This is a genomic window from Prevotella sp. P5-92 (assembly GCF_002251245.1).
GTDB lineage: Bacteria > Bacteroidota > Bacteroidia > Bacteroidales > Bacteroidaceae > Prevotella.
Window position 1 is genome coordinate 46,563 of sequence record NZ_NPJG01000125.1, and the last position, 13,748, is coordinate 60,310.

Consider the following 13,748-nt stretch of genomic DNA (forward strand, 5'->3'; position numbering starts at 1 on the left):
GCAAATGGTAAGACAACGCAAACGGGAGTTCTCAAGGCTGCAGCTGAAAGAGCTCTCGCTTGCTGGAAACCAACGTATCATTACTTCCCAACGATACCGAGAAGCTTCCACCATAATGCTCTACGCTTCACTTCCCGACGAGGTTGACACCTCGCTCCTTCTAAGTCATTCGCTGGCTGAGGGAAAAATGGTGTTGCTTCCTAAAGTGACAGGAGAGACGACGATGGAACTAAGGGTTTATAAAAAAGAGCAAGACCTTGTCGAAGGAGCATTCCACATCATGGAACCTACTGGACGTAGCTTCACTGACTATGCGTCTATCGACCTTGCCGTCATACCTGGCATGGCTTTCGATACTTCAGGCAACCGGTTGGGGCGAGGCAAGGGCTACTACGACCGTTTTCTTTCTCTCCTACCTCCTTATATATATAAAATAGGTGTATGCTTCGGTTTCCAGATGTTTGACTCCATCCCGTCCGATACCACTGATATAAGGATGAACGAGGTGATACAGTATTAATAAAACCTTATATCGACAAGGATTTCGACTATTAGCAAAACCTTATATCGACAATGATATCTGCACCGACATATTGATTAAGCATACGCACATACTCGTATCGTCTTATCATCAACTCATGGCGCAATGCGGCACTGGAAAGATGCACGAAAAGCGTCTGGTTTTGTATATACACGTTAAAAGAGTATCGTGCAACTTCTTCACCAACTACCTCAGGCCATGCCTCAACAAGCCTTTTCTGTTGAAGCGGCGTCTCAAGACCATTGATGCGCAGGTTCTGCATCACCAGGTCGCGTATGTTCTTTACTTCTCTTTGAAACATTATTCCATCTTCTCCTTTCTGCTCTCGGTCAAGTTCTGTTCCGCCTTATATTGCTCGGCTATCATCTTCACCTCACCAGCTGCAACGCTGAATATCCTGTAATCATAACTATAGCTTTTCAGTATTCGTTCCAGATGACTTCTATCGGTATCTGTAATGAAGGTTTGTCCGAAATCATCACCTAACACGATATCAACTATCCTCGCTACACGTTCGGAGTCGAGCTTGTCGAAGATATCATCAAGCAACAGTATAGGAGTAGTCATTGAGGCTGTACGCTTTAGGAAATCAAACTGAGCCAGTTTCAGTGCAATGACAAACGTCTTATTCTGTCCCTGGCTGCCCTCTTTCTTCAAGGGCCTTCCGTCGATGGTGAAATCGAGGTCATCCTTATGGATTCCGTGCAACGAATATCCAATCACTCTGTCTTTCGCCCTGTCACGTCTTATAACTTCAAGCAGCGGCCCACGCTGGCAGTGGGATGTATAGGTCAGTCCCACTTTATCTTTTTCCGAAGCAATAATGTGCTGATAGTGTAGAAATACTGGCATTAGTCTCTCCACGAAATCCTTTCTTGCCTCGTATATGACCTCACCCTCCTCAGCCATCTGCATCTCGAGGATGTCCATGAGTGCGCCGTCTGGCTCTTCTTCTGCTTTCAGCAGAGTGTTTCGCTGTTGCAACGCCTTGCCGTAACGCACCAAGGCATCGAGATACTTGCGGTTGTACTGTGATATGACCATATCCATAAACCGACGTCTGTCTTCACTGCCACCATCGATGAGCGAAGTGTCGGATGGTGACACAAACACGATTGGCACAAGACCTATATGATCGGCAATCTTGCCATAAGCTTTGTCGTTTCGTTTCACCTTCTTTTTCACACCTCTTTTCAGCGCACATGTAACTACCTCCAGTTCGCCTTCGTCGGTATAGTATCTTCCCTCTATCATAAAGTAAGGTTGCTCATGTCTTATAAGCTGTGAGTCGATGGGATTGGATATGCTTCGACAAAACGAAAGATAGTATATGGCATCGAGGATATTGGTCTTTCCAACCCCGTTTTGCCCTACTATGCAATTCATTTTTTCCGACCATTCTATGGAGGACATTGCGATGTTCTTGAAGTTGACAATTGTGAGCGTTTTGAGAATCATAAGCCTATTTTACTGCCTTTTTAGTGCAAAGTTACGTGTTTTCTCACCAAAAAACAAAAAAAGTCGCGGATAAATTTCACTATCTGCAAGAAATTCTGTAATTTTGCCACGAAATTTCGCTTGAAAACAAAAATAACGAAAAAAATAATGGCAAAAATGAACGAACCAAAGGGTGCACCGGTAGTAGAAGAAACCATCAGCGCCCAAGAAGCTTTCTTCGTAAAGTACAAGAAAGCCATCATCTATGGAGTCCTCGCAGTGGTAGTAATCATTGCAGGTATCATTGTGTATAACAACTATGTCTCAGCTCCACGCGAGGACAAGGCAAGCACCGTGCTCGCTAAGGGTCAGCAGCTCTTTGGGGAGGAGCAGTATGAGAAAGCTCTCAACGGCGACGGCGCAACATTCCCAGGATTGCTCAAGATAGCAAGCGAATACAGCAGCACCGACGCAGGCAACCTCGCCAATCTCTATGCTGGCCTCTGCTATGCAAGTCTCGGCAAGTGGAACGAAGCTGCACAGTACATTGAGAAGTTCGATGCTAAGGGCGACATGATGATCAGTCCCGCAGCTGAGGGTGCTTTAGGTAATGTATATGCTCACCTCAATCAGCTCGACAAGGCTGTAAGCCACCTCAAGAGCGCAGCTGAGAAGGCAGACAACAACAGCCTCTCCCCCACCTTCCTCATCCAGGCTGGCGAGATACTCGAAAGCCAGGGTAAGGCTGACGAGGCTCTCAAGCTCTACCAGACGGTGAAGACAAAGTACTTCAACTCTTTCCAGTACCAGTCTATCGACAAGTATATTGAACGAGTATCAAAGTAATGGCAACTAAGAATCTTTCTGAATACAACATAGCTAACGTGCCCGATGCGAGCAACATGTGCTTTGGAATCGTCGTTTCGGAATGGAATAGCGAGATCACTGGAGCATTACTTGACGGCTGCGTCAGCACCCTGGAAAAGCACGGCGCAATACCTGAAAATATTCATGTAAAGACCGTGCCCGGTAGTTTCGAGCTTATCTATGGTGCTCATCAGATGACACTAAACGACGGTTTCGACGCAGTCATTATCCTCGGATGTGTCATCCGCGGTGAGACTCCTCACTTCGACTATATCTGTGAAGGCGTGACGGCAGGCATCGCCCGCCTCAACGCCACAAGTCAGACACCAATCGTATATGGACTTCTCACCTGCAACGACGAACAGCAGGCAAAAGACCGTAGCGGCGGACGACTCGGAAACAAAGGCGATGAGTGTGCAGTAGTAGCTATTAAAATGGCCAAATTCTAATTTATGCGCTTCATATCATGGAACGTAAACGGCCTCAGGGCCTGTGAAGGAAAAGGCTTCAGCGACATCTTCCGTCAGCTCGACGCCGATTTCTTCTGCATTCAAGAAACCAAGATGCAGGCTGGACAACTTGACCTGCACTTTGAAGGATATCAGTCGTTCTGGAACTATGCCGATAAAAAGGGATATTCCGGAACGGCTGTTTTCACCCGACACACTCCTCTCAACGTCAATTATGGTATCGGCATTGACGAGCACGACCACGAGGGGCGTGTCATTACACTTGAGATGGATGACTTCTTCCTCGTCAACGTCTATGTTCCCAATTCCCAAGACGAACTCAAGCGTCTCGACTATCGTATGCGCTGGGAAGACGATTTTCTCAATTTTGTAAAATCACTTGACCGAAAAAAAACTGTAATCGTCTGCGGCGATCTCAATGTGGCTCATCAGGAGATAGACTTGAAGAACCCTAAGGGCAACCGTCGCAATCCTGGATTTACTAACGAGGAGCGCGGCAAGTTTGGCACTTGGCTTGCGGCCGGTTTTACCGACACTTTCCGCCATCTCTATCCTGAACAAGTCACCTACTCGTGGTGGTCATATCGTTTTCGTTCTCGCGAAAAGAATATTGGATGGCGCATTGACTATTTTGTCACTTCTCAGCGACTCAACGAGCGCATAGTCGATGCAAAGATACATACTGAAATACTGGGTAGCGATCACTGCCCAGTAGAACTGGTTATAGAATAAACTTCGTCGAGGGTGTGCCAGACTTTTTTGTCTGGCACATATCCCACGATGATTACAATAAAAAAAGTTAATTCCGTTAATATTTGCAATAAAACTGGTCCAAAACTTCTCCCACGTTGTTATAATTATAAACATAAAACAAAAAAAACAATGAAAAAGGTACTGACACTCTTAATTCTTTGGGGACTAACGTTAGCAGCAAATGCGCAAATGGTCGATCCCGTGAAGTTCTCCTCTAAGCTTGAAATGCTAAAAGGAGACGAGGCACAAATCGTTTTCTCAGCAAAGATAGACGCCGGTTGGCATGTCTATTCCACCGACCTTGGTAACGACGGACCTATCTCTGCCACATTCACTGCCACAAAACTCGAAGGCGCAAAACTCGTAGGCAAACTCACTCCGAGGGGCAACGAGGTCTCAAAGTTCGACAACATGTTTGGCATGAAGCTTCGTTACTTTGAAGGCACAGCTACCTTTATACAGAAAATTAAGTTTGTCAAGCCTGAATACGAAATAAGCGGCTACCTCGAATATGGAGCATGCAACGACGAGACTTGTATGCCACCATCAGAGGTGGAGTTCCACGGCAAAGGAAAGAGTCCTGCCGTAGCTAAGGATGCCGTTGAGGAAGTGAAGGCAGAAGAGAAAAAGACTGAAGAAAAGAAAGAAGATGTTGCTGTGGATGTAACACCCGCTGATACGGCTGCCGCAGTGGCCACGACCGACACGTTGGCAAACACCACTGCTATTGCTGACGACAGCGATCTATACCGTCCTGTAATCAACGAACTTAAGGCATATGAAGAGAATCCTACAGACAGTTCGCTATTCTACATCTTCCTTGCTGGTTTTGCAGGCGGTTTCCTTGCTCTACTCACACCATGCGTATGGCCCATCATACCAATGACCGTGAGTTTCTTCTTAAAGCGTAACATGGACCGCTCAAAGGCTATCCGTGAGGCTGTCACTTATGGCATCTCGATAGTCGTAATATATGTTGTCCTCGGACTCGTGGTCACTTTGCTCTTCGGAGCCAGCGCCCTCAATGCTCTATCTACCAATGCCATCTTCAATATCTTCTTCTGTCTTCTGCTCGTAGTGTTTGCTGCATCGTTCTTCGGCGCATTCGAGATCACATTGCCATCATCATGGAGTAACAAGATAGACATGAAGTCGGAAAATACAAGCGGCATACTTAGTATTTTCCTTATGGCCTTTACTCTCACATTAGTATCGTTCTCATGCACAGGACCCATTATCGGATTTCTGCTTGTTGCTGTATCTACACAGGGCAGCATATTGGCACCAACCATAGGCATGCTCGGCTTCGCCATAGCACTTGCCATCCCATTCACCCTCTTCGCCATGTTTCCAAGCCTTCTTAAGTCGGCTCCAAAGTCTGGAGGTTGGATGAACGTTGTAAAGGTGGTACTTGGCTTTATTGAACTTGCATTTGCTCTGAAGTTCCTCTCCGTAGCTGACCTTGCTTACGGTTGGCATATACTCGACCGCGAGGTGTTCCTCTGCCTGTGGATAGTTATCTTCGGCCTGCTGGGCATCTACCTCTTTGGTTGGCTCAAATTCCCACACGACGATCCTGACCACCGCACCAACGTGCCACAGTTCTTCATCGGTATGATCTCTCTGGCATTTGCCATATACATGATACCAGGTCTGTGGGGAGCACCGCTCAAGGCTATCAGCGCCTTCGCTCCACCAATGAACACACAAGACTTTAACCTCCACAAATCGGCTGTAGAACCTAAGGCACACGATTATGAGGAAGGTATGGCGATGGCAAAGAAACAGGGCCGCCCGGTAATGATAGACTTCACAGGATTCGGCTGCGTCAACTGCCGTAAGATGGAAGCTGCCGTATGGACTGACCCACAAGTGGCTACAATCCTCAACGAAAAGTATGTACTCATATCACTCTATGTTGACGACAAGACACCACTACGCGAACCTATGACTGTAACTGAGAATGGACAGCAGCGCACACTCCGGACTATAGGCGACAAGTGGAGCTATCTCCAGCGTGTGAAGTTCGGAGCTAACACTCAGCCATTCTATGTACTTGTTGACAACGAAGGCAAGCCACTCAATGGCAGCCGCTCTTACGATGAGGATATCAACGCATACATCAATTTCCTGAACAAAGGTCTTGACAACTATGCAAAATAAAGAAACACGTAACCAAATAATCGCTTTGATTAATAAAGAGGTAGTCCCTGCCATAGGTTGCACAGAGCCTATGGCAGTGGCACTGGCCACTGCACGCGCCACTGAAGCCCTTGGCTCTCGTCCCGCAAAAATCAAAGCTCTTCTCAGTGCCAATATCCTCAAAAACGCCATGGGTGTGGGAATTCCCGGCACTGGCATGATAGGCCTGCCCATAGCAATAGCCTTGGGTGCTCTCATCGGCAAGTCGGAATATCAGCTTGAAGTGTTGCGCGACCTCACTCTCGAGACTCTCGAAGAAGGGAAGACGTATATCAACGAAAAGCGCATTGACATATCTCTGAAGGACGATATCACCGAGAAACTTTATGTAGAAATTATCTGCACATCTGCTGACGGCCGCTCCTCAAGTGCCATTATAGCTGGCAGTCATACAAATTTCGTTTATGTTTGCTCACCTGACGGCGTAGTGCTCGATAAACAGCATACTATATCAAGCGAGAGCGACGACAACGACATACGTCTCTCAATGAAGATGGTACATGAGTTTGCCACCACTGCCCCACTCGATGAAATACGCTTCATCCTCAAAACCAAGGAATACAACATGAACGCCGCACGCAAGGCAATACTTGGTAACTATGGACACAACCTTGGCAAAACCATCGACCGTCCGCTAGCACAAGGCATTTTTGGCAAGAGCATTTTTTCACATATCATTGCACGCACAGCTTCGGCTTGCGACGCCCGTATGGGCGGAGCTCTCATCCCTGTAATGAGCAATAGTGGCAGCGGCAATCAAGGCATCTGTGCAACCAACCCCGTTGCAGTATATGCCAATGAGAACGAGAACACTGAGGAAGAGCTCATACGCGCCCTTACTCTAAGCCATCTTACTGCCATATATATTAAACAAAGCTTAGGCAAATTGTCGGCCCTATGCGGTTGTGTGGTAGCATCAATAGGCAGCAGCTGTGGCATCACCTATCTCATGGGAGGTGACTACCAGCATATCTGCCGCTCAGTGAAAAACATGATTGCCAACCTCACAGGAATGATCTGCGATGGAGCCAAGCCCAGCTGCGCACTGAAAATATCTTCAGGCGTAAGCACTGCTATTCTATCAGCCCTTCTCTCAATGGAAGGCAAGTGTGTAAGTAGTGCAGAAGGCATCATCGACGACGATGTGGACCGCAGCATCCACAATCTCACAAGTATTGGTGCAGATGCCATGAGAGCTACCGATGACATGGTACTCAATATCATGACACACAAAGGGCAGTGCTAATATGGCAGAAAAATAATAAAATTCAATCATTTTCGCATTTTTTGCTAATAAATTCATTGTATTTTAAATAAAAAGCAGTACCTTTGTAGCCAAATAAAAAAGAAATAAACATGGCATCTCAAAAATTAGACAAACTTGATAAGCAGATATTACGCATGATAGCAGAGGACGCACGAGTTCCATTTCTTGAAGTGGCAAGAGCATGCAACGTCAGCGGAGCAGCTATCCATCAGCGCATCCAAAAGCTCAATAGTCTCGGAATAATCAAAGGCTCCAAATTCATTATCGATCCTGAGAAGATTGGTTATGAGACGTGCGCTTTCATAGGTCTCAACCTTCGCAATCCTGAGAACTTTGACTCTGTAGTTAAGCGATTGAAGGATATTCCTGAAGTGGTGGAGTGTCACTATACAACGGGCGATTTCGACTTGTTTATAAAGATCTACGCCCTAAACAACCACCATCTCCTCAACATCATCCACGACAAGCTCCAACCACTTGGATTGTCGCGTAGTGAGACTATCATCTCGTTCAACTCCGCCATTAGCCGTCAGTTGCCTGTGGTAGATATCCCCGTTGAGGACGACGACGACTAATGTCTGCTTCCATCAAAAGATATTCTGGCCTATATGATTCAACATCGAGTCATATAGGTCGTTTTACTTCTTCTGAGAATTGATAATATAGATACCAACAGTTGCAAGTGTAGCAGCCACAATATATTTTGAGTAAAAAGTCTCTCCAAGAAAAAGACAAGAAGTTACAGCTCCTACCACGGGTATGAGGGAATTGTAGATTGCGATCTTTCCAATAGGATTACTAAGCAGAAGACGATTATAGAGTGTGAACCCAATAATGGAAATGGCTATGAGCATGAGAAGAATAAATATTCCATAGAGAGTAACAACTGGCAACATACCGCCCATCAACAAACCAGGCACTACGAGCAATGCGCCGCCCAATCCGAGACTATAGCCTGTGCCAACAAAGACATCAACACGACAACATAGACTGCGTGTCATTAGCGACGCTACAGCAGAACAAAGAGCGTTGAGGATTATCATGCCATCTCCAAGCCACGTAAAATGTCCACTGTCTTTCCCTCCAAGATTGAGTGCAAGAATACCTGCGATGCCGATGACCACACCGAAAAATTTGCGAGAAGTCATACGGTCACTTTTGAAGAAAATGCAGGCAAGGATTACTACAGTAAACACACTCATGGAATTGAGGATAGCTGCGCGTGCTCCTTCACTATGAGAGAGTCCGAAATAGAAGAAGGCATAATGAAACGTTGTGTTCAACAGAGAGAACAGAAGCACGAAGAGCCAGTCGGAAGATTTTTCGACAGCAAACTTTCGATGCGTGGCTTTTGCCACAGAGAGAATTATGACGCCACAGAAGAAAAACCTCAATCCAGCAAAGAGCATCTTGCTCCCTGTCATAGAAGGAGTGATATGGAACTCGGAAAAACCGAGTTTTATTAATGGGTATGCCAATCCCCATACTACCGCTGCCGTTAGGGCAAATGCAGCAACCCATACAGGACGCTTAAAAATGCTATTATCCTGTTCAATCACAATAATATTATCCTGTTTCATTTTGTGTGTTTGCATTCTATAGATTATTATTTTCGCACGTAATCGACGAAATCAAAGTCATTACTGTGACGATCATCTTTATAATGATGAGTGCGTTCGATCTCAACCCAACCATGACTATAGTCGGGAAAAAAGCTGTCAGCGTCTTCGGGGGTATCTTTTACCTCGGTGAGACAAAGACGGTTGGCAATGTCCAATGCTTGGCGATAGACGTGTGCTCCACCTATGATAAATATATCCTCGTTGTCACTACAATGCTCTAAAGCCTCTTCGAGCGAACCGTAACAATCACATCCTGGTAGAGAGGTGATGGTAGTGGAAAGGACTATGTTGCGGCGGTTGGGCAAAGCACCCTTTGGCAACGACTCGAAGGTGTTGCGTCCCATGATGATGGTGTGTCCGGTGGTAAGCGCCTTGAATCGTTTCAGGTCATCGGGAAGCCAATATATGAGTTTGTTTCTGAATCCAATGGCCCTATTGGCAGCAACTGCTGCTATTATCGATATGTTCATAATTCTTTTTTATTCTTCAATTGTTATTGTTTCTACTTTACTATCGTTTTTATACATTCAAATGATTTATACATTAAATGATTTCTATTTCTCCTTACACCGCAACCTCAGCCTTAATATGTGGCCATGGGTCATAACCTTCGAGTTGGAAGTCTTCATACTGGAAATCGAAAAGCGACTTCACGTCTGGATTGATCTTCATCACAGGCAGCTGACGCGGCGTACGTGTGAGCTGAAGGCGTGCCTGGTCGAGATGATTAAGATAGAGATGGGTGTCACCTGTGGTGTGAATGAAGTCGCCTGGACGATAGCCTGTGACCTGTGCCATCATCTGAAGTAGAAGGGCATAGCTTGCAATATTGAAAGGTACACCGAGAAATGTGTCTGCCGAGCGCTGGTAAAGTTGCAGCGACAGTCTGCCGTCAGCTACATAAAACTGAAACATCGTGTGACAAGGAGGCAAAGCCATGGAATCGACCTCAGCCACATTCCACGCCGAGACAATCATCCGTCGGGAATCTGGATTATGTTTTAGTTGATTCACCACATTTGCTATCTGGTCAATGTTTCCGCCATTATAGTCGGGCCATGAACGCCACTGATGTCCATATACAGGACCGAGTTCGCCTTCAGTGTCAGCCCATTCGTTCCATATTCTAACTCCGTGTTCTTGCAGATAGCGCACATTTGTATCTCCACGGAGGAACCACAACAGTTCGTAGATTATTGACTTCAAGTGTAGCTTCTTTGTGGTGAGAAGTGGGAATCCGTCCTCGAGGTTGAACCTCATCTGATTACCAAATACGCTAAGTGTTCCTGTTCCAGTTCGGTCGCCCTTACGGGTTCCTTCGTCAAGTATTCTTTTGAGTAGATCGAGATATTGTTTCATTTTCGAATTGTGAAGTATTCTGTTATATTATTCAAAATTTGATTTGCAAGAAATTACATTCCTTTGTCATAAGCAAAGATAAGAGAGTTGTTTGTCACGAGTCTGGTAAAAACGGATTCATCTTCGGTACATGTCGCAGTATGCGCCACTCCTGCGGATAGAGATTATTCGCACGATTGCCAATATTCTTCACAAAGCCAAGAGGTGCGCCCTTATAAGTAACAAGTACAAAACCTCGCGGGGCATCTGGTGGCAAAGTGATTGCCTCCTTTCTTAGGTAGGCAAGTGCGGTATCAAGGTCCACATCGTGGCAGGCAAAAGCATCATGAGCAAGAACGGAAGATAAAGCCAGCTCAATATCGGGTATGAGATCTTTGCCTTTCTCCACCGCCACAGCCACACCTGCTTTCACTATGCGTATCTTAGCATCCACGGCACAGCGAAACAGAGGTTCAAGGGTATAGGGCATGGCCACTATTGCTGCACCATTCTCGGCAAATACAAAGTCGGTAACGGAGGAAAGCCATTTGTCAGATACCTTTGCCACACGCTGTAAGACATCTGATCTCTTAACATTACGCAGGCGCGGCTTCTTCCTCGTCTTTCGTAAATAGTCCACAGCCTCTCCCGACTTCCTCAACACAGCAAGGAACAATCCCTCGCCACGGCTGATGCCTGGTATGAAACGATAGACGGGAACATCGAAACCGTCAAGCAACGATGAGGTGATATTCCATTCATCACAGACATCTACAGACAATGGTTCGGCACCATACTGCGAGATGAAATGAGCGATATTATCCTCATCTTCATGCAAGTTGAACGTACAAGTGGAATAAATTAGCAAGCCGCCTGGACGAAGTACCTTCCATGCCTCAGCCACAATGTCGCGTTGCAACTTCGAACAGTGTTCTATGTTCTGCACACTCCAATCTGCAATAGCTCCATCGTCCTTACGGAACATACCTTCGCCCGAACAAGGCACATCGCATAATACCACATCGAACATCATTCCTGAACGAGCTATGTCGGCTGGATAAGCATTAGTGACCATTGTGCAAGGACTGCCCCACTTTGTGAGATTCTCCGCAAGGATATTGGCACGGGGTCGTACAGGTTCGTTGCTTACGAGCACACTACCTTCTGGCAAGGCACCAAGGGCGGCAGTTGATTTTCCACCAGGAGCTGCACACATGTCAAGCATGACAATCTTACCATCCACATACTGGCGCAACACCCTATCTACAAACATCGACGAGGCTTCCTGCACATAGTAATGACCGGCATGGAGCAAAGGGTCGAACGTGAACGACGGACGCTCAGAGAGATAATATCCATCAGGACACCATGGCACGACTTCTGCATTGACATTGGGCTTGTCATCAGCACCTGACACGATATCGGCACAAGGCACTGAGACAGAATTCTTCATCCTATTCACACGCAAGCTGACAGGCGGGAGTTCATCCATCGACAGAAGAAAGCGTGAAAAACGCTCTTCTCCCATCACTTTGCGAGTGTAAGAAACGAAATCATCGGGCAAGTTCTTCATATTTTTCGCTTTTGGCTTGCAAAAATAAAAAAAAAATCCGAACTTTGCAACTTTCTAAGCAACAATATCGTCAAATATTCAAAAATAAGTAAAACATAAAGAACGAAAGATATGAAACAGAACATGATTATTTGGGTAATGACAGCGCTGATGACGCTCTCTACCAGTACAACAATGACGGCAGCCGAACAATCGCACCGTCATACGCCTCGCACAACAATGGTTGACAACAAGTCGAAACAACAGGCAGCTACTGACTCAGCAGAGGCGGCAAAAGCCGCACAGAACGATGCCACCGTGGCATACTCTGACACCACATCTACTGATGACGAATGGGAAGACGACAACCAACCGTCGGCATACAGAATGCAATGGGAGTCGGGAAATGACAAGGAGCTGGAGTTTGCCGAGAGAATAATCGACAAGGTAGGTGGTTCGATAACCGCACTGGTGGCAATAAGCGCCATCATCTTTGTACTCGCACCAGTAATATTGCTCATCGTGATTCTCTACTTCATTAACCGCAACCGCCGCGATCGCATTCGTCTCGCTGAGAAATGCATAGAACACGGACAACCCATACCAGGCTCAGAGAAAATTGTGTATCGCGACGCACAATGCTCCAGCAAGAGGACAACACAATCAACAGAGTCGCAGACAATTATCTTCGACAACGACCTGAAGGCGAAGGGTGTTAAACACATAGCCATTGGCTTGGGACTGATGGTATGTTGTCTTTCATTCTGGCACAACGACTTCCTCGGCGGAATAGGATTTCTCATTGCATGCTACGGAGGCGGACAGTTGTACATGGCTCGCGGAATGAAAGTGACTGACACTCACAATAAGAAAGAAGAGCCTGCAACTGGTTATTCTGATGAAGACAACGCAAACCGTAACGGCAACAGTTCACAAGAAAGCCGTAGCAATTCGCAGGAGAACGGCGACAGCTATACGAAGGCGAACGGCGACCTTATCTATCCCGAGAAATAGGGAGAGAGGAATAAGATAGAGAGTAAGTAAACGAAAGATAAATCTGCACAATGGTACAGACAGACGACATTACGCTCATAACACAGATGGTGGACGGCAGCGACAAGCGAGCCTTCGACCAGATAGTGAGACGATACCAGTCGAGGGTGAGGAAATTTTTCCTCGCCCAGACATTGGGCGACTCGCAACTCAGCGACGACCTTGCGCAGGACACCTTCGTTAAGGCTTACACTCATATCACATCGTTCCGCGGCACGTCGCAGTTTGCTACCTGGTTGATGCGCATAGCCTACAACACATACTACGACTACTGCCGTTCCATGCATCCCACAGCCGACATCGACACAGTGAGTGTTCACCGAGGCGGCTCTTCAACCACCGACACGATGATACGACGCGACATTTACGAGGCACTCGCCCGTCTGACAGAGATGCAACGCACCTGTATCACCATGCAGCTGATGGACGGACGACCCATAGACGAGATAGCGGAAATCACCGCCTTGCCCTTAGGCACCGTGAAGTCGCACTTGAAAAGAGGCAAGGACCTGATGGTTGAATTTCTGAAACGAAACGGATACTGATATTCAGTTCCTAAATACAGATTCGGAGTTGCAGCTCAAGATTTGTAGATCGGAGGATGCTGTTCAAGAGAAACAGACCTATATCTTAATCATACCATGTA

At 46.5% G+C, this 13,748-nt stretch carries 15 protein-coding genes; 9 read left to right on the forward strand and 6 right to left on the reverse strand.

Annotated features, from left to right (window positions below; genetic code table 11):
* The first annotated feature begins 4 nt into the window (after positions 1 to 4).
* Entirely contained in the window at positions 5 to 520 is a 516-nt protein-coding gene (locus CIK99_RS13050) for a 5-formyltetrahydrofolate cyclo-ligase (RefSeq protein WP_254047811.1), read from the forward strand.
* Between the two features lie 31 nt (positions 521 to 551).
* On the opposite strand, the gene CIK99_RS13055 is transcribed toward CIK99_RS13050, so the two are convergent.
* Both CIK99_RS13055 and CIK99_RS13060 read right to left on the reverse strand, forming a co-directional pair.
* Entirely contained in the window at positions 552 to 842 is a 291-nt protein-coding gene (locus tag CIK99_RS13055; protein ID WP_094381931.1) for a DciA family protein, read from the reverse strand.
* Positions 842 to 1,999, reverse strand: a complete 1,158-nt coding sequence (locus CIK99_RS13060; RefSeq protein ID WP_094381932.1) for a DNA replication/repair protein RecF — start codon at positions 1,997 to 1,999, stop codon at positions 842 to 844. The genes CIK99_RS13055 and CIK99_RS13060 overlap by 1 nt, the downstream gene beginning before the upstream one ends.
* Positions 2,000 to 2,146: 147 nt before the next feature.
* Between CIK99_RS13060 and CIK99_RS13065 the strand changes: the two genes are divergently transcribed.
* The 6 genes from CIK99_RS13065 (at position 2,147) to CIK99_RS13090 (ending at position 8,112) form a co-directional block, all read left to right on the forward strand.
* Positions 2,147 to 2,824 (forward strand): tetratricopeptide repeat protein, encoded by a 678-nt coding sequence (locus CIK99_RS13065; protein ID WP_094381933.1) that lies wholly within the window; start codon positions 2,147 to 2,149, stop codon positions 2,822 to 2,824.
* Complete coding sequence (gene ribH, locus CIK99_RS13070) at positions 2,824 to 3,294, forward strand: 6,7-dimethyl-8-ribityllumazine synthase (RefSeq protein WP_094381934.1); 471 nt, start codon at positions 2,824 to 2,826, stop codon at positions 3,292 to 3,294. Before CIK99_RS13065 ends, ribH begins: the two co-directional genes overlap by 1 nt.
* 3 nt (positions 3,295 to 3,297) lie before the next feature.
* A complete protein-coding gene (locus CIK99_RS13075) occupies positions 3,298 to 4,047 on the forward strand; it encodes an exodeoxyribonuclease III (RefSeq protein ID WP_094381935.1) in 750 nt (249 codons plus the stop codon).
* A gap of 150 nt (positions 4,048 to 4,197) precedes the next feature.
* Positions 4,198 to 6,231: a cytochrome c biogenesis protein CcdA gene (locus CIK99_RS13080; RefSeq protein ID WP_094381936.1), complete on the forward strand. Its 2,034-nt coding sequence runs from the start codon at positions 4,198 to 4,200 to the stop codon at positions 6,229 to 6,231.
* Positions 6,221 to 7,516, forward strand: a complete 1,296-nt coding sequence (locus tag CIK99_RS13085; protein WP_094381937.1) for a serine dehydratase subunit alpha family protein — start codon at positions 6,221 to 6,223, stop codon at positions 7,514 to 7,516. Before CIK99_RS13080 ends, CIK99_RS13085 begins: the two co-directional genes overlap by 11 nt.
* Positions 7,517 to 7,626: 110 nt before the next feature.
* The gene (locus CIK99_RS13090) at positions 7,627 to 8,112 is read left to right on the forward strand and encodes an Lrp/AsnC family transcriptional regulator (protein ID WP_094381938.1); all 486 of its coding nucleotides are present in this window, start codon (positions 7,627 to 7,629) and stop codon (positions 8,110 to 8,112) included.
* A gap of 63 nt (positions 8,113 to 8,175) precedes the next feature.
* Here CIK99_RS13090 and CIK99_RS13095 read toward each other — a convergent pair whose 3' ends face one another.
* The 4 genes from CIK99_RS13095 to CIK99_RS13110 all read right to left on the reverse strand — a co-directional run bounded on the left by CIK99_RS13095 (position 8,176) and on the right by CIK99_RS13110 (position 12,070).
* Entirely contained in the window at positions 8,176 to 9,117 is a 942-nt protein-coding gene (locus CIK99_RS13095; protein WP_094382058.1) for a DMT family transporter, read from the reverse strand.
* 26 nt (positions 9,118 to 9,143) lie between these two features.
* Positions 9,144 to 9,629, reverse strand: coding sequence for a dihydrofolate reductase (locus tag CIK99_RS13100; RefSeq protein WP_094381939.1), 486 nt, complete (start codon positions 9,627 to 9,629; stop codon positions 9,144 to 9,146).
* A gap of 94 nt (positions 9,630 to 9,723) precedes the next feature.
* Entirely contained in the window at positions 9,724 to 10,518 is a 795-nt protein-coding gene (locus CIK99_RS13105) for a thymidylate synthase (RefSeq protein WP_094381940.1), read from the reverse strand.
* Positions 10,519 to 10,612: 94 nt separating this feature from the next.
* Entirely contained in the window at positions 10,613 to 12,070 is a 1,458-nt protein-coding gene (locus tag CIK99_RS13110; protein ID WP_094381941.1) for a hypothetical protein, read from the reverse strand.
* Positions 12,071 to 12,181: 111 nt separating this feature from the next.
* Here CIK99_RS13110 and CIK99_RS13115 point away from each other — a divergent pair, with 111 nt between their 5' ends.
* Both CIK99_RS13115 and CIK99_RS13120 read left to right on the forward strand, forming a co-directional pair.
* Positions 12,182 to 13,063, forward strand: a complete 882-nt coding sequence (locus CIK99_RS13115; RefSeq protein WP_094381942.1) for a DUF6249 domain-containing protein — start codon at positions 12,182 to 12,184, stop codon at positions 13,061 to 13,063.
* 50 nt (positions 13,064 to 13,113) lie between these two features.
* Positions 13,114 to 13,647, forward strand: a complete 534-nt coding sequence (locus CIK99_RS13120; RefSeq protein ID WP_094381943.1) for an RNA polymerase sigma factor — start codon at positions 13,114 to 13,116, stop codon at positions 13,645 to 13,647.
* Positions 13,648 to 13,748 lie beyond the last annotated feature (101 nt).